This is a genomic window from Thauera propionica, from assembly GCF_002245655.1.
Lineage (GTDB): Bacteria > Pseudomonadota > Gammaproteobacteria > Burkholderiales > Rhodocyclaceae > Thauera > Thauera propionica.
Genome location: NZ_NOIH01000009.1, coordinates 68,185 through 83,160, shown reverse-complemented (window position 1 = coordinate 83,160; position 14,976 = coordinate 68,185). Strand labels below are relative to the sequence as shown.

The following is a 14,976-nucleotide window of genomic DNA, read 5'->3' as shown; positions in this document are numbered from 1 at the left end:
CACTTCAGTCCAAGGCAAGGCATGGCGGCGAATCCCCAACCTGCCCTGAGCGGTTTCGCTCGGGCCCTCATTCAGCATGGACGGCTGTCCGAAGCCGACGCGCTCGCATGTACCGCACAGGCCAGCGACGGCACCAACGCATTCATCCTGGAGGTCGCGACGCGCGGCCTGATGTCGACCGCCGCCATTGCCCGCTTCGCGGCCGACACCTTCGGCTATCCCCTGCTCGACATCGCCGCCTTCGACAAGTCGATGTTTGCCAGCGATGCGGTCGACCGCAAGCTGATGCAGAAGCACCAGGTGCTCGCACTCGCCAAGCGGCAGAACCGCGTCACGCTGGTCATCGCAGATCCTTCCAACATGCGCGCGCTGGACGAGATCCGCTTCCAGACCGGCATGCAGCTCGACCTCGTGATCGCCGAGGCCGACAAGCTCAAGCGCATTGCCGATGCGCAGAACGAGTCGACCGAGCAGACGCTGAAGGAACTGACAGGCGACGAGTTCGACATGGATCTCCTGAAGGACGATGCGCCTTCGGAGAGCAAGGAAGAGGATACCAGTGACGTCGATGACGCGCCGGTCGTCAAGTTCATCCAGAAGGTGCTGATCGACGCCATCAACGAAGGCGCATCCGACATCCATTTCGAGCCCTACGAGAAGTACTACCGCATCCGGGTGCGTACCGACGGCGTCCTGCGCGAGATCGCGCAGCCGCCGCTGGTGCTAAAGGAAAAGATCGCTGCTCGGATCAAGGTCATCTCGCGACTCGATATCTCGGAAAAGCGCATTCCCCAGGACGGGCGGATGAAGCTCGTGCTGTCGAAGAACAAGGCGATCGACTTCCGCGTGTCGACCCTGCCGACGCTGCACGGCGAGAAAATCGTGATGCGCATTCTCGATCCGAGCTCGGCAATGCTCGGCATTGATGCGCTCGGTTATGAGCCGGACCAGAAAAAGGCGCTGATGGAAGCAATCGAGCGGCCTTACGGCATGATCCTCGTTACCGGGCCGACCGGCTCGGGGAAGACGGTGTCGCTCTACACCTGTCTGAATTTGCTGAACAAGGCCGGCGTCAACATCTCGACTGCCGAAGACCCGGCCGAAATCAACCTGCCCGGCATCAACCAGGTCAACGTCAACGAAAAGGCCGGCCTCACCTTCTCGGCCGCCCTCCGTTCCTTCCTGCGTCAGGATCCGGACGTGATCATGGTCGGTGAAATCCGCGACCTCGACACGGCGGAGATCTCGGTCAAAGCGGCGCAGACGGGCCACCTGGTGCTATCAACTCTGCACACCAACGACGCGCCTACGACGCTCGAACGCCTCAAGAACATGGGCGTCGCGCCGTTCAACATAGCGTCATCAGTGATCCTGATCACGGCGCAGCGACTGGCTCGGCGGTTATGCTCATGCAAGAAACCGGTTGACATACCTCTCGAAGCCTTGCTCGAAGCGGGCTTCAGCCCCGACGAGCTCGATGGTAGCTGGCAGCCTTACGGTCCCGGCGGATGCGACCGCTGCAAAGGCAGCGGATACAAGGGGCGCGTGGGTATTTATCAGGTGATGCCGATCTCGGAAGAAATTGCGCATATCATAATGACTGGCGGCAATTCGATGGACATTGCCGCCCAGGCAGAAAGCGAAGGCGTGCGCGATTTGCGCAAGTCCGGCCTGCTTAAGGTCAAACAAGGCATGACCTCGCTCGAGGAAGTGCTGGCGACAACCAACGAATAAGGCAAAGGAAGCTCGATCACATGGCAACGGCTAGCCGCGCAATTCGCCCCGCAGGCCCCCAGGAAGATCTGTACAACTGGGAAGGCAAGGACAAGTCCGGCAAGATCGTTCGCGGCGAAGTCAGGGCTTCCGGTGACGCCGTCGTCAAGGCCATGCTGCGCCGCCAGGGCATCCTGGTCACCAAGGTCAAGAAACAAAAGCTTTCGCGCGGCGGGAAGATCAGCGAGAAGGACATCGCGCTGTTTACCCGTCAGCTGGCGACGATGATGAAATCGGGCGTACCGCTGCTGCAGGCCTTCGACATCGGCATCAAGGGATCGGGCAACCCCGCCTTGGCACGCCTGCTGAACGAGGTCCGGAACGACGTCGAGACCGGCTCGAGCCTGTCGCAGGCCTTCGGCAAGCATCCTGTGCATTTCGACCGCCTGTTCACCAACCTCGTCGCTGCCGGCGAACAGGCGGGCATTCTGGACAGCCTGCTCGACCGGATTGCCACCTACAAGGAAAAGATTCTTGCCATCAAGGGCAAGATCAAGTCAGCGCTGTTCTATCCGATCGCGGTCATCGTGGTCGCCGCGCTGGTTATCTCGGTGATGATGCTGTTCGTGATTCCCGAGTTCAAGAGCGTCTTCTCGGGCTTCGGCGCGGAGCTTCCCGCACCGACGATGATCGTCATCGGGATCTCCGACTTCTTCGTCGAGTTCTGGTACATCGTGCTCGGCATCCCGATCGTCGCGATCATGGCCATCAGCTGGATCTACAAACGCTCGGTGGCGATGCAGATCGCGATCGATCGGCTCGTCCTCAAACTGCCCGTCATTGGCGACATCATCCGCAAGGCGACGGTGGCACGCTGGACCCGCACGCTGTCGACCATGTTCGCTGCAGGCGTTCCGCTGGTCGAGGCGCTGGATTCGGTCGGTGGCGCGTCGGGCAACCACATCTACCTGACAGCCACGCGCCAGATCCAGAGCGACGTGAGTACCGGCACGAGCCTGACCGTCGCCATGCAGAACGCCAACGTATTCCCGACCATGGTCGTGCAGATGGTGTCGATTGGCGAGGAGTCGGGCCAGCTGGACGCCATGCTGGGCAAGGTTGCGGACTTCTTCGAGCAGGAAGTCGACGAAGCCGTATCCGGGCTGTCGCAACTGCTCGAGCCGATCATCATGGTGTTCCTTGGCACCGTCATCGGCGGCCTGGTGATCGCCATGTACCTTCCGATCTTCAAGCTCGGCTCGATCGTCTGATTCATGCTGGCGCTCTTGCACGACCCGATCGCCTTCACCGGCGTGGGCGCCCTGCTGGGCTTGTTCGTCGGCAGCTTCCTGAACGTCGTGATCCATCGCCTGCCAAGGATGATGGAGCGCGACTGGCACGCGCAAGCTGCCGAGCTGAGGGGTGAGCCGGTCGAGCCGGCCGAGCGCTTCAATCTCGCGACGCCGCGCTCGCGCTGCCCGCACTGCGGCCACCTCATCGGTGCGCTCGAGAACATCCCGGTCCTAAGCTACCTCGTGCTGCGGGGGCGCTGCGGTCACTGCGGCGCCGGGATCAGCATGCGCTACCCGATCGTCGAGGCCTTCACTGCCCTGCTTTCGGGCTACGCCGCCTGGCACTTCGGTTTCGGGGTTGCGGCCGCCGGCGCACTGCTCTTCATCTGGACCATGGTTACGCTCGCCTTCATCGACGTCGATACGCAGTTGCTGCCCGACGACCTGACGCTTCCCCTGCTCTGGCTTGGCCTGCTGTTCAACCTGATCGGCACCTTTACCGACTTGCACAGTGCAGTGATCGGCGCCATGGCGGGGTACCTTGCGCTGTGGTCGGTGTATTGGCTGTTCAAGCTCGTCACCGGCAAGGAAGGCATGGGCTATGGCGACTTCAAGCTGCTTGGGGCCATTGGCGCCTGGCTGGGCTGGCAGCTGCTGCCGCTGACGATCCTGCTGTCGTCGCTCGTCGGCGCAGTGGTCGGCATCGCCCTCATCGTGCTGGCACGCCACGGCCGCAACGTGCCCATCCCTTTTGGTCCGTATCTGGCCGCTGCCGGCATCATCGCCCTGTTCTGGGGCGAAGACCTGACTTCCCGCTACCTCGGTCTGCTCTGACAGGCCAGTTTTTCAAGCCAGGCGCTCTCGGCTTGAACTCGGCAAGTCTCACCCATATCTATGCAGCCTGCGCGCCGTTCCGGTGCGCGCCTTTTTCCTTATGCTGCATTGCGTTAGACTTGCGCACTTGTTTTCGGGAGCTTGCCATGCCCATCTACGAATACCGTTGCCCGAGCTGCGGGTTCCAGAAGGAACACCTGCAGAAAATGAGCGATGAACCGCTGTCCACCTGCCCGTCCTGCGGCGCCACCGGTTACGCCAAGCTGCTGTCGGCCGCCGGCTTCCAGCTGAAGGGCACCGGTTGGTACGCCACCGACTTCAAGGGCGGCAGCACCGCGTCCTCGACCGACAGCAGCCCGTCGTCCGCCCCTGCTTGCGCTGGCGGCGGCTGTGCCTGCCACTGAGTCCGCAGCACACACAATTGACCGGCCTGCCCTGTGCAGGCCTTGCAAGAAGACTCCGTGAAGAAATACTTCATCACCGGCTTGCTGATCTGGATCCCGCTGGCGATCACCTTCATGGTGCTCGCGTGGATCGTCAACACGCTCGACCAGATCCTCCTCTGGCTGCCCAACGGGGCGCAGCCTCAGGCTGTTCTTGGATTCAACATTCCGGGCATCGGCGTGCTGATGACGCTGCTGATCGTGCTTGCGACCGGCCTCGTGGCCGCGAACGTGCTCGGCCAGAAGATCGTTGCCATCTGGGAGGCCGTCCTCGCCCGCATCCCGGTCGTGAAGTCGATCTATTACAGCGTCAAGCAGGTATCGGACACGTTGTTTTCGAGCAGCGGCCAGGCCTTCCGCAAGGCGCTGCTCGTCCAGTACCCGCGCCAGGGTGCATGGACCATCGCCTTCCTCACCGGCAAGCCTGGCGGGGAGGCGGCCCACCACCTCATTGGCGACTACGTCAGCGTCTATGTTCCCACCACGCCCAACCCGACCTCGGGCTTTTTCCTGATGATGCCGCGGGAAGACGTGATCGAACTCGACATGAGCGTCGATGAAGCGTTGAAATACATCATTTCGATGGGCGTCGTCGCACCACCCAGCCGCCGCGCCGAACGCCCGGCGCTGCTCAACGAATAAGCAGCATCCCTTTCAAGACCGAAGTGCGGCGTATCGTCGTCGCCCACCAGACCTGCCGGAACCCTGCCATGCGAACTCACTATTGCGGACAAGTCACCGCCGCCGACCTCGACCAGATCGTCACCATTTGTGGCTGGGTGCATCGTCGCCGCGACCACGGTGGCGTGATCTTCATCGACCTGCGCGACCGTGAAGGCCTGGTGCAGGTCGTGTGCGACCCCGACCGCCCAGAGATGTTCAAGATCGCGGAGTCGGTGCGCAGCGAGTTCGTGCTGAAGATGAGCGGCAAGGTCCGCCGCCGCCCGGCCGGTACCGAGAACGCCAACCTGACTTCGGGCGAGATCGAGATTCTGTGCCACGAGATCGAGGTGCTGAACGCGGCGGCCACGCCCCCGTTCCAGGTGGATGACGAGAACCTGTCCGAAACGGTGCGCCTGACCAACCGCGTCATCGACCTGCGCCGCCCGCAGATGCAAAAGAACCTGATGCTGCGCTACAAGACGACGATGGCCTTCCGCCGTTTCCTCGACGCGGCCGGCTTCATCGACGTCGAGACGCCGATGCTGACCAAGAGCACGCCCGAGGGCGCGCGCGACTACCTCGTACCCTCACGCGTGCACCCGGGCCAGTTCTTCGCGTTGCCGCAGTCGCCGCAGCTCTTCAAGCAGCTGCTGATGGTGGCCGGCTACGACCGCTACTACCAGATCGTCAAGTGCTTCCGTGACGAGGACCTGCGCGCCGACCGCCAGCCCGAGTTCACCCAGGTCGACCTCGAGACCTCGTTCATGAACGAGACCGAGATCACCGCGCTGGTCGAAGAGATGATCCGCTTCGTGTTCAAGGAAGCGATGGCGGCGGAGCTGCCCGCCCCCTTCCCGCGCATGACCTATGCCGAAGCGATGCGCCGTTACGGCTCGGACAAGCCCGACCTGCGCGTCACGCTGGAACTCACCGACGTCACCGACGCAGTGCAGGACGTCGCCTTCAAGGTGTTCAGCGGCCCCGCCACCTCGGGCGGTCGCGTCGCCGCGATGCGCGTGCCGGGCGGCAACAGCCTGACCCGCGGCGAGATCGACGAGTACACCAAGTTCGTCGGCATCTACGGCGCCAAGGGCCTGGCCTACATCAAGGTCAACGATGTCACCCAGCCCAACGAGCAGGGCCTGCAGTCGCCGATCGTCAAGAACCTGCACGAAACCGCGCTGCGCACCATCCTCGAACGCACCGGTGCCCAGTCAGGCGACCTGATCTTCTTCGGCGCCGACAAGACCAAGGTGGTCAATGACGCCATGGGCGCGCTGCGTATCAAGCTCGGCCATGAAAAGGGCTACGTCACGGGCGAGGCCTGGTGCCCGCTGTGGGTGGTCGACTTCCCGATGTTCGAGTACGACGAGGACGACAAGCGCTGGGTCGCCTGCCACCACCCGTTCACCAGCCCGAAGGACGAGCATCTGGACCTGCTCGCCACCAACCCGGGCGAGTGTCTCGCCAAGGCCTACGACCTGGCGCTGAACGGCTGGGAGATCGGCGGCGGCTCGGTGCGTATCCACCGCGCCGACGTGCAGGCCAAGGTGTTCGATGCGCTCAACATCGGCCCCGAGGAGCAGCAACTGAAGTTTGGCTTCCTGCTCGACGCACTGAAGTACGGTGCCCCGCCGCACGGCGGCCTGGCCTTCGGCCTCGACCGCATCGTCACCATGATGACTGGCGCCGAGTCGATCCGCGACGTCATCGCCTTCCCCAAGACCCAACGCGCCCAGTGCCTGCTGACCAACGCCCCGGGTGAAGTGGACGAGAAGCAGCTGCGCGAACTGCACATCCGCCTGCGCCAGAAGGTCGAGACCCAGGTCGAAGTCGGCAAGGCCTGAGCCTAAACCACCGCTCGCGAACGGGCTTCACCGCGCCCCGCATCCGTTTGGATGTGCGGGTGCCGTGAAGCCCGAATCGTTTGGGGTTCGAAGCGAGCCGGGCGCTCCCCTTTCAGATTTCGATCGGGATGCCGTAATCTTCTCCTGAGGCACGCCCCTGCGTGCATATGGCGCCATCACAGATGCTCCTGCCGAACGAGCTTGAAGTCCTCGTCGTCGAAAGCCAGTCCAACATGCGTGCGCAACTGCGCACGATGCTGGCCTCGATCGGCATCGAGAACGCCCAGTACGCTGTTTCCGCCACTGCCGCGATGAAGCGACTGCGCGAGCATCGCTACGACCTGATCCTGTGCGAATACAACCTCGGCGAAGGGCAGGACGGCCAGCACCTGCTCGAGGACCTGCACGCGCACGGCATCATCCCGCTCGATACCGTGTTCGTGATGATCACAGCCGAACGCAACTACGAACGCGTCACCAGCGCCTGCGAGCTCTCGCCCAACGACTACATCCTCAAGCCGCTCAACGCCGAGACGCTGCGCGTGCGACTGCTGCGCGCCTTCCAGAAGCGCGACATCTTCCTGCCGGCATGGCAACTGATGCGGCTTGGCGACCCGGTAGGCGCCATCGAGTATTGCCGCATTGCGCGTGACGAGAACCCGCAACACCTGACCGACCTGCTGCGACTGCAGGCGCAGCTGCATGCGAGCATCGGCCAGCTCGACGAGGCGGAGTCGCTCTATCGTGAGATCCTCGGGTCGCGCAGCATCCCTTGGGCCGAACTCGAGCTTGCACGCCTGCTGGTGCTCAAGAAGCGTTACGTCGACGCCGAGGACATCCTGGTGGGCCTGGTTGCGCGCCATGAGCGCTTCATCGCCGCCTATGAATTGCTTGCCCAGCTGCGCGAGGAAACCGGGCGACCGGACGAAGCCTGCGCCACCCTCGACGCCGCAGCGGAGAAATCGCCGCACCGTGTGGCGCGCCTGAGGCACCTCGGTACGCTTTCGCTCGCCATTGGCAACCCTGCCGGCGCGGAAGAGGCACTTGCCGAGGTCGTCCGCAAAGGAAAGTACTCCGAGTTCCGCGACCCTGAAGACCACGTCCGCCTCGTGCAGGCGCAGCTTGCGCAGGACAAGGTGCAGGACGCCCAGGGCACCATCGCCGACCTCGACCGCAGCATGGGACGACAGCCCAAGGGCGAAGTCTGCAAGGCTGTCTGCTCGGCCCTGGTGCACGCCCACAATAATGATCGCGCCCGCGCACAGGCCGCGCTGAAGGCTGCGGCGCAGGCCGGCGGTACCGTGCGCGAGCTCTCGGTCGGACTGCGCCAGGACCTGATCAAGGCCTGCTTCGACCAGGACATGCAGGAGCAGGCGAGCGAGCTCGTCACCGACTTGCTGCGCAGTTCGGCTGACGAACGCACCATCGAGACCACGCGCGCGGTGCTCGACCAGCGCGGACTCGGGCACCTGTCCGAACAGATCGAGGCGCGCATCCAGACCGAGGTCAAGTCGCTCGTCACCACCGGCGCCGAGAAAGCCCGCGCGGGCGACTTCGACGGCGCCGTGGCCGAGATGATGAGCGCGGCACGCAAGCTCCCGGGCAATCCTCACGTGCTGTTCAACGCTGCCCTCGCCCTGCTGCGCCACATCGAGAACCGGGGCTGGAACGACGCCTTTGCCTCCCAGGCGCACGGCCTGATCCAGCGCGCCCAACGCCTGTCTCCCGCCAATCCGCGGCTGGCCGCGATCACCGAATTCATGCACGCGCTCATCAAGCGCTACGGCATCCGCCCGGAAAAGGTCATGGCCCGCCCCGTACGGACCTTCTGAACGCGCTTGATCGCCGCTATGTTTCGCGCCCTGCTGTTCCGCCTAACGCTCGTCGTCGTCCTGCTTGCCGGCTGCACACCGGCCGACCCGGAACATGACTCGCTCGCCGGTCTGCCGCCCGAGGCAATCGAAACCATCGCCCTGATCCAGAAGGGCGGGCCTTTCCCTTACCGCAAGGACGGCACGGTGTTCCAGAACCGCGAGGGCCTGCTGCCACAGAAGCCGCGCGGCTACTACCGCGAATACACGGTACCGACGCCCGGCTCACGCGACCGTGGCGCGCGCCGCATCGTCACCGGCGGCAAGCCGCCCGAGGTCTTCTACTACACCCACGACCACTACCGGAGCTTTCGCCAGGTGGAGCCACGCCGATGAACCCGAGCCCTTCCAATTCCACCCTGGACGTGCGCGTCGAACTCGCCGACTGCACCGACAAGGCCGAACTGCTCAGGCGTTTCGCCGAGGCCTTCCGCTTTCCGGACTGGTTCGGACACAACTGGGATGCCCTGGCCGACTGCCTCACGGATCTGTCGTGGCTGCCTGCGCCAGCCTACCGCGTGCTCCTGTGCAACCCGTCGGCCCTGTGGACGATGCACCCGGACGTACTGGCCACCACACTCGACATCCTCGACGACGCCCGCCACTGCTGGGCAGAGGCTGGCATCGGTTTCAGCGTCGAGGTCATGGAAGACGCCATGCCTTCCGCTAGCGACCGCTCGCCGCGCGACGTGCCTCAATGAGTTCGGCGAGGCACGTCGGGCAGTAACACGCCCCGCTGTCGGGCACGGATTCCGCTGCCGGCACGGCGAAGGCGGCCGGGTACGCGGCGCACCAGCAGGCCGCCTCGCCGGCCCGCATGCCACAGGTGAAGGCGACGCCGCAGCGCGGACAGAAGTTGGTCGGAGTCACATCCGGCACTGACGGGTTCATGATGGGTCGGTTTCCTCGATTGTGGAGCCCCCGATGATAGACGCCTGCGGCCTTGCCCTTGAATCCCCGCCTGCCGGACCTATATTTTGTCTGAGGCCGGATTCCTGCCGGCAGGCTTTGGACAAGAGGAGATCAGGACATGAGCAACAATCTCACCCGTCGTACCGACCCCCTGGATGACTTCTTCCGCGGCTTCTTCGTACGCCCCGTGGACTTCGGTGGCGGTCCGCTTGCCAGTGTCGGCGCCGAGGCCCCGCAGATGCGTGTCGACGTCAAGGAAACCAGCGAAGGCTATGAAGTCCATGCCGAGTTGCCCGGCATGAAGAAGGAGGACATCCACGTCCACATCGACGGCCCGGTGGTGTCGATCAGTGCCGAGCGCAAGCAGGAAAGGGAAGTGAAGGACGGCGAAAAGGTGCTGCGCACCGAGCGCTACTTCGGCAAGGTGTCGCGCAGCTTCCAGCTCGGCCAGGAAATCGACGAAGCCAAGGCGGCCGCCAAATTCAAGGACGGCGTGCTCGAGCTGTCCCTGCCGAAAAAGGCCGAAGCCCAGGCCAAGCGCCTGACGATCGACTGATCGATCGCGCACACACATACCAGCCCGCATGCCTGCTTGCAGGATGCGGGCTTTTTCGTGCGCGGCGGACCGTAACATGCCCGGTGACAGAATCACGGGACGGCAATACGCCCACAACCGGGACGCTCGCAGTAAACTGCGCGCTGTCTATCCGCACCGCAACAAAGGACACCCCATGACCGACACCCGCCCCGCCGACGCCGTCACGCCTGCCCGCAAGGCCGAGATCCTGGCCGAGGCCCTGCCCTATATCAAGCGTTTCTTCGACAAGACCATCGTCATCAAGTACGGCGGCAACGCGATGACCGACCCGCACCTGAAGGACTGCTTCGCACGCGACGTCGTACTGCTCAAGCTGGTCGGCCTCAACCCGGTGGTCGTGCATGGCGGCGGCCCGCAGATCGAGACCCTGCTGACGCGCGTCGGCAAGAAGGGCGAGTTCATCCAAGGCATGCGCGTCACCGATGCCGAGACAATGGAAGTGGTTGAAATGGTGCTCGGCGGCCAGGTGAACAAGGAAATCGTGAACCTGATCAACCAGGCGGGCGGCAAGGCCGTGGGCCTCACCGGTAAGGACGCGAGCTTCATTCGCGCCAAGAAGCTGCTGATGCAGAAGCTCGACGCGCCGGCGGGCGATCTGATCGACGTCGGCCAGGTGGGCGAGATCACCAGCATCGACCCCAGCCTGATCGCCTTCCTTGACAAGGGCGACTTCATCCCGGTGATCGCGCCGATCGGCGTGGGCGAGGACGGCGAGACCTACAACATCAACGCCGATGTCGTCGCCGGAAAGCTGGCCGAGATCCTGAAGGCGGAGAAGCTCGTGCTGCTGACCAACACACCGGGCGTGCTGGACAAGTCCGGCAAGCTGCTCACTGGCCTCACCCCGCGCGAGATCGACGAACTGGTCGCCGACGGCACACTGTCAGGCGGCATGCTGCCCAAGATCGGTTCGGCGCTGGACGCCGCACGTAACGGCGTGAAGTCGGTGCACATCATCGACGGCCGCGTCGAACACTGCCTGTTGCTCGAGATCCTCACCGACCACGGCGTCGGCACGATGATCAAGAGCAAGTAAGCCCTATCGGAACCGCCCCCGCCGCCGCGCGCGGGGGCGTCCGCCGCGCTCAGACGCGGTAGTAGTCGCGATACCAGGCGACGAAGCGCGCGACGCCGTCCTTCACGCTGGTTGCCGGCGCAAAGCCGGTCCAGGCGTTCAACGCCTCGGTATCGGCGTAGGTCGCCGGTACGTCGCCATCCTGCAGCGGCATGAAGTTCTTCTGCGCGGTCACACCCAGGGTTTCCTCGATAGCCGACACGAAAGCCATCAACTCCACCGGGTTGTGGTTGCCGATGTTGAACACACGGTAGGGCGCATTGCTGCGGCCGGGATCGGGGTTGTCCGAATCGAAGGCGGCATCGGGCGCCGCCGTGCGGTCGAGCGTGCGGATCACGCCTTCGACGATGTCATCCACGAAGGTGAAGTCGCGCTTCATCTTGCCATGGTTGAAGACGTCGATCGGGCGCCCTTCGAGGATGGCCTTGGTGAACAGGAACAACGCCATGTCCGGCCGCCCCCAGGGGCCATACACGGTGAAGAAGCGCAGGCCGGTCGTCGGCAGGCCGTAGAGATGGCTGTAGGTGTGCGCCATCAGTTCGTTCGCCTTCTTCGTCGCGGCGTAGATGCTCACCGGGTGATCGACGCTGTCGCGCTCCGAGAACGGCATCTTGGTGTTGCCGCCATACACGCTGGAGCTCGACGCATACACCAGATGCTGCACCTTCGCGTGCCGGCAACCTTCCAGGATATTCATGAAACCGACCAGGTTGCTGTCGATGTAGGCATGCGGGTTCTGCAGCGAGTAGCGCACCCCGGCCTGCGCCGCCAGATGAATGACGCGGTCGAACTTTTCCTCGGCGAACAGACGCTCCATGCCGGCACGGTCGGCGACATCCATCTTCACGAAGCGGAAGCCCTCATGCGGCGTCAGCCGCGCCAGGCGTGCTTCCTTCAGCGTCGGGTCGTAGTAGTCATTGAGATTGTCGAGACCGACCACCTGGTCCCCGCGCGCGAGGAGACGTTGGGACGTATGCATGCCGATGAAGCCGGCGGCGCCAGTGACGAGGATTTTCATGACGATGTCGGGTTGGGAGAATCGAAGACGCCGGATTATCGCATGCGAGCACCGGCGGCGTATGACAGTCCCACCCCTTCGATCCTTGCTTATACTTGCGCGGTCGCCCGCTGATCCGCCTTGATGCTCACCCGCCTGCCCTACACCCTGTTGTGGATCTTCGCCCTGCCCTTCGTCGTGTTGCGCCTGCTGTGGCGCGGACGACGCCAGCCGGGCTACCTGAAACACCTCGGCGAGCGCTTCGGCCGCTACCGGATGCGCGCACCGGTGCGGGTCATCTGGGTGCATGCGGTGTCCGTAGGCGAGACCCGCGCCGCCGAACCGCTGGTCAAGGCCTTGCTGAAGCGCTGGCCCGAACACACGGTCCTGCTCACGCACATGACGCCCACCGGCCGCGAGACCTCGAAGGCGCTGTTCAACGGCGACTCGCGCGTGCTGCGCTGCTACCTGCCCTACGACCTCGGCTGCTTCGCGGGCGCCTTCCTGCGTCACTTCCGCCCGCAGTTCGGCGTGATCATGGAGACGGAGCTGTGGCCGAACCTGCTCGCAGCCTGCCGCCGGCGCGGCGTGCCGGTGATGCTGGCCAACGCGCGCCTGTCGGAGCGCTCGGCGCGACGCTATGCCCGCCTGCCGGCATTGACCGCATTGACGATGGGCGCGCTGAGCGCCATCGGCGCGCAGACCGCGGCCGACGCGGCACGGCTGTCGGCGCTCGGCGCGCGCCGGGTGATGGTTACCGGCAACATCAAGTTCGACATCGCGCCCCCCGAGGACACCGAGGCCCGCGCCAGCCTGTTCCGGGCACACATCGGCCCGCGCAAGGTGCTGCTTGCGGCCAGCACCCGTGATGGCGAAGAGGCCCTGCTGCTCGACGCCTTCGCCCGCCTCGCACCACCCGAGGTCATGCTCGCCCTGGTACCGCGCCACCCCCAGCGCTTCGACGAGGTGGCCAGGCTCGTCGCGGCACGGGGCCTCACGTTGCAGCGCCGCTCGGACGATCAGCGGGTCGCGGCGCAGACCCGCGTCTGGCTCGGGGATTCGATGGGGGAGATGTTCTCCTACTACGCCAGCGCCGACGTGGCGCTGATCGGCGGCAGCTGGTTGCCCTTCGGCGGCCAGAACCTGATCGAGGCGTGCGCGGTCGGCACGCCGGTGGTGGTCGGCCCCCACACCTTCAACTTCGCCGCGGTGGCGGAACAAGCTGTCGCGGCGGGCGCGGCACTGCGGGTCGAGACTGTCGACGCGGGCGTTGGCGCCGCCCTGGAACTGCTGGAGGACTCAAGGCGCCACGGCGACATGGCCGAGGCCGGTCGGCGCTTCGCCGAAGCCGACCGCGGCGCCACCGCGCGGACGCTGGAACTGCTGGAAGGAATCGCGCTCAGGGCGCCAGCAGCGCGTTGATCTCGCGCACGTCGCTCTCGCCGAGCGTGCCGGCAGCGGCCTTCAGGCGCAGCTGGGCCAGCAGGGTGTCGTAGCGCGCACGCGACAGCTGCTGCAGCGTGTCGGCCAGCTGCGTCTGGGCATTGAGCACGTCGATGTTGATGCGCACGCCCACTTCATAGCCGAGCTTGTTGGCTTCGAGCGCGGAGGTCGAAGACACCTTCGCCGCCTCCAGCGCCTTCACCTGCGCCATGCCGCTGGTCACGCCCAGCCATGACTGGCGCGCCGCCAGCGCCGCATTGCGACGCGCATCCTCGAGATCGGCATCGGCCTTCATGCGCAGCGCCGCGGCTTCACGCGACACAGAGGAAACACGCCCACCCGCATAAAGCGGCAGATTGAGCTGCAGGCCGATCGTCGTCGCCTCGCTGCGGTCGGTCGCCACCTGCGGCCGGTTGTTCACGCCATGCGTCGCGACGATGTCGACTGTCGGCAGGTGACCCGCTCGCGCACGCTCGACCTCGCGCGCGGCGATCTCGCGCGCGAGCTGCTGCGCCTGCACGCCGAAACTGCCCGCCTCGGCCGCAGTCACCCAGTCCGCGATGTTGTCCGGTTGCGGGCGTTGCAGCTGCACCCCTTCGCGCAGGCCGGCCAGCGCTTCGGGCTGCTTGCCGATGATCTGCGCCAGCGTCTGGCGCGCAACCTCGAGTTGGTTCTGTGCCGCGATCTCCTGCGCCGAGGCCAGGTCGAAGCGCGACTGAGCCTCATGCACGTCGGTGATCGTGACAGTCCCGACCTCGAAACTGGTCTTCGCCAGCTCGAGCTGCTCGCCGGCCGCCGTGCGCAGCTGCGTGACCGCCTCGAGCGCGTCCTGCGCGTTGAGGACGTTGAAATAGGCCTCGGCGACCCGCAGCACCAGATCCTGCCGCGCCACGCCGAACTGCGCCTCGGCCAGCGCGGTCTGCAGTTCACCCTGCTTGAACTGCACCCAGTTCTGCCAGCGGAACAGCGGCTGAGTCAGCTGCACGCCGTAGCCATTGCTGTTGTAGGAGTAATCCTGCGGGCGCGGACTGGAGCTCATCCGCACTTCCGTGTCGTTCCAGCGCGTTTCCGCGCTCAGTCCGATCTGCGGCAGCAGGCCGGAACGCCCTTGCACCACTTTTTCCTGGCCGGCCTCGAACTCGGCCCGTGCCGCGGAGAACTTCGCATCGTTCGCGAGCGCCTCCTGATAGACCTGCATCAGGTCGGCAGCCCACGCGCCGCTCGAGAACAGGCCTGCCACACAGAGTGCTATCGCTCGCTTCATTACGTCCTCCGGGAAATGCTGCCG

The 14,976-nt window shown here is 64.9% G+C and carries 15 protein-coding genes; 12 read left to right on the top strand and 3 right to left on the bottom strand.

What is annotated here, in order from left to right; genetic code table 11:
* The first annotated feature begins 21 nt into the window (after nt 1–21).
* The 9 genes from pilB to CGK74_RS09450 all read left to right on the top strand — a co-directional run bounded on the left by pilB (nt 22) and on the right by CGK74_RS09450 (nt 9,364).
* The gene (gene pilB / locus CGK74_RS09490) at nt 22–1,734 is read left to right on the top strand and encodes a type IV-A pilus assembly ATPase PilB (protein WP_094268248.1); all 1,713 of its coding nucleotides are present in this window, start codon (nt 22–24) and stop codon (nt 1,732–1,734) included.
* A 20-nt stretch (nt 1,735–1,754) separates the two neighbouring features.
* Nucleotides 1,755–2,984 (top strand): type II secretion system F family protein, encoded by a 1,230-nt coding sequence (locus CGK74_RS09485; protein WP_094268247.1) that lies wholly within the window; start codon nt 1,755–1,757, stop codon nt 2,982–2,984.
* A gap of 3 nt (nt 2,985–2,987) precedes the next feature.
* A complete protein-coding gene (locus tag CGK74_RS09480) occupies nt 2,988–3,839 on the top strand; it encodes a prepilin peptidase (protein WP_094268246.1) in 852 nt (283 codons plus the stop codon).
* A gap of 146 nt (nt 3,840–3,985) precedes the next feature.
* Nucleotides 3,986–4,243, top strand: coding sequence for an FmdB family zinc ribbon protein (locus CGK74_RS09475; protein ID WP_094268245.1), 258 nt, complete (start codon nt 3,986–3,988; stop codon nt 4,241–4,243).
* A 57-nt stretch (nt 4,244–4,300) separates the two neighbouring features.
* The gene (locus tag CGK74_RS09470; protein WP_094268293.1) at nt 4,301–4,924 is read left to right on the top strand and encodes a DUF502 domain-containing protein; all 624 of its coding nucleotides are present in this window, start codon (nt 4,301–4,303) and stop codon (nt 4,922–4,924) included.
* Nucleotides 4,925–4,992: 68 nt separating this feature from the next.
* Nucleotides 4,993–6,792: an aspartate--tRNA ligase gene (aspS, locus tag CGK74_RS09465; RefSeq protein WP_094268244.1), complete on the top strand. Its 1,800-nt coding sequence runs from the start codon at nt 4,993–4,995 to the stop codon at nt 6,790–6,792.
* A gap of 182 nt (nt 6,793–6,974) precedes the next feature.
* Nucleotides 6,975–8,624: a response regulator gene (locus CGK74_RS09460; RefSeq protein ID WP_094268243.1), complete on the top strand. Its 1,650-nt coding sequence runs from the start codon at nt 6,975–6,977 to the stop codon at nt 8,622–8,624.
* A gap of 18 nt (nt 8,625–8,642) precedes the next feature.
* Nucleotides 8,643–8,999 carry a guanyl-specific ribonuclease gene (locus CGK74_RS09455; RefSeq protein WP_094268242.1) on the top strand — a complete coding sequence of 119 codons (357 nt, stop codon included), beginning with the start codon at nt 8,643–8,645 and terminating at the stop codon, nt 8,997–8,999.
* Nucleotides 8,996–9,364 carry a barstar family protein gene (locus CGK74_RS09450; protein ID WP_094268241.1) on the top strand — a complete coding sequence of 123 codons (369 nt, stop codon included), beginning with the start codon at nt 8,996–8,998 and terminating at the stop codon, nt 9,362–9,364. The genes CGK74_RS09455 and CGK74_RS09450 overlap by 4 nt, the downstream gene beginning before the upstream one ends.
* On the opposite strand, the gene CGK74_RS09445 is transcribed toward CGK74_RS09450, so the two are convergent.
* A complete protein-coding gene (locus tag CGK74_RS09445; protein WP_094268240.1) occupies nt 9,330–9,554 on the bottom strand; it encodes a cysteine-rich CWC family protein in 225 nt (74 codons plus the stop codon). The genes CGK74_RS09450 and CGK74_RS09445 overlap by 35 nt on opposite strands.
* 139 nt (nt 9,555–9,693) lie before the next feature.
* On the opposite strand from CGK74_RS09445, the gene CGK74_RS09440 reads away from it, so the two are divergent.
* Nucleotides 9,694–10,131 carry an Hsp20/alpha crystallin family protein gene (locus CGK74_RS09440; protein ID WP_094268239.1) on the top strand — a complete coding sequence of 146 codons (438 nt, stop codon included), beginning with the start codon at nt 9,694–9,696 and terminating at the stop codon, nt 10,129–10,131.
* Between the two features lie 175 nt (nt 10,132–10,306).
* On the top strand, nt 10,307–11,209 hold the full coding sequence (gene argB, locus CGK74_RS09435; RefSeq protein ID WP_094268238.1) for an acetylglutamate kinase: 903 nt from the start codon (nt 10,307–10,309) through the stop codon (nt 11,207–11,209).
* Between the two features lie 49 nt (nt 11,210–11,258).
* On the opposite strand, the gene CGK74_RS09430 is transcribed toward argB, so the two are convergent.
* On the bottom strand, nt 11,259–12,266 hold the full coding sequence (locus tag CGK74_RS09430; RefSeq protein ID WP_094268237.1) for an NAD-dependent epimerase: 1,008 nt from the start codon (nt 12,264–12,266) through the stop codon (nt 11,259–11,261).
* A gap of 123 nt (nt 12,267–12,389) precedes the next feature.
* Here CGK74_RS09430 and waaA point away from each other — a divergent pair, with 123 nt between their 5' ends.
* A complete protein-coding gene (gene waaA, locus CGK74_RS09425; protein WP_094268236.1) occupies nt 12,390–13,667 on the top strand; it encodes a lipid IV(A) 3-deoxy-D-manno-octulosonic acid transferase in 1,278 nt (425 codons plus the stop codon).
* Here the strand turns inward: waaA and CGK74_RS09420 are convergent.
* Entirely contained in the window at nt 13,645–14,952 is a 1,308-nt protein-coding gene (locus CGK74_RS09420) for a TolC family outer membrane protein (RefSeq protein ID WP_094268235.1), read from the bottom strand. The two genes, waaA and CGK74_RS09420, sit on opposite strands and share 23 nt — an antisense overlap.
* Between the last annotated feature and the right edge of the window lie 24 nt (nt 14,953–14,976).

Excerpts from the sequence above, each read along its gene's own strand:
- pilB (WP_094268248.1), top strand. The coding sequence starts at position 22 with ATGGCGGCGAATCCCCAACCTGCCCTGAGCGGTTTCGCTCGGGCCCTC.
- CGK74_RS09485 (WP_094268247.1), top strand. The coding sequence starts at position 1,755 with ATGGCAACGGCTAGCCGCGCAATTCGCCCCGCAGGCCCCCAGGAAGAT.
- CGK74_RS09480 (WP_094268246.1), top strand. The coding sequence starts at position 2,988 with ATGCTGGCGCTCTTGCACGACCCGATCGCCTTCACCGGCGTGGGCGCC.
- CGK74_RS09475 (WP_094268245.1), top strand. The coding sequence starts at position 3,986 with ATGCCCATCTACGAATACCGTTGCCCGAGCTGCGGGTTCCAGAAGGAA.
- aspS (WP_094268244.1), top strand. The coding sequence starts at position 4,993 with ATGCGAACTCACTATTGCGGACAAGTCACCGCCGCCGACCTCGACCAG.
- CGK74_RS09460 (WP_094268243.1), top strand. The coding sequence starts at position 6,975 with ATGCTCCTGCCGAACGAGCTTGAAGTCCTCGTCGTCGAAAGCCAGTCC.
- CGK74_RS09455 (WP_094268242.1), top strand. The coding sequence starts at position 8,643 with ATGTTTCGCGCCCTGCTGTTCCGCCTAACGCTCGTCGTCGTCCTGCTT.
- CGK74_RS09450 (WP_094268241.1), top strand. The coding sequence starts at position 8,996 with ATGAACCCGAGCCCTTCCAATTCCACCCTGGACGTGCGCGTCGAACTC.
- CGK74_RS09445 (WP_094268240.1), bottom strand. The coding sequence starts at position 9,554 with ATGAACCCGTCAGTGCCGGATGTGACTCCGACCAACTTCTGTCCGCGC.
- CGK74_RS09440 (WP_094268239.1), top strand. The coding sequence starts at position 9,694 with ATGAGCAACAATCTCACCCGTCGTACCGACCCCCTGGATGACTTCTTC.
- argB (WP_094268238.1), top strand. The coding sequence starts at position 10,307 with ATGACCGACACCCGCCCCGCCGACGCCGTCACGCCTGCCCGCAAGGCC.
- CGK74_RS09430 (WP_094268237.1), bottom strand. The coding sequence starts at position 12,266 with ATGAAAATCCTCGTCACTGGCGCCGCCGGCTTCATCGGCATGCATACG.
- waaA (WP_094268236.1), top strand. The coding sequence starts at position 12,390 with ATGCTCACCCGCCTGCCCTACACCCTGTTGTGGATCTTCGCCCTGCCC.
- CGK74_RS09420 (WP_094268235.1), bottom strand. The coding sequence starts at position 14,952 with ATGAAGCGAGCGATAGCACTCTGTGTGGCAGGCCTGTTCTCGAGCGGC.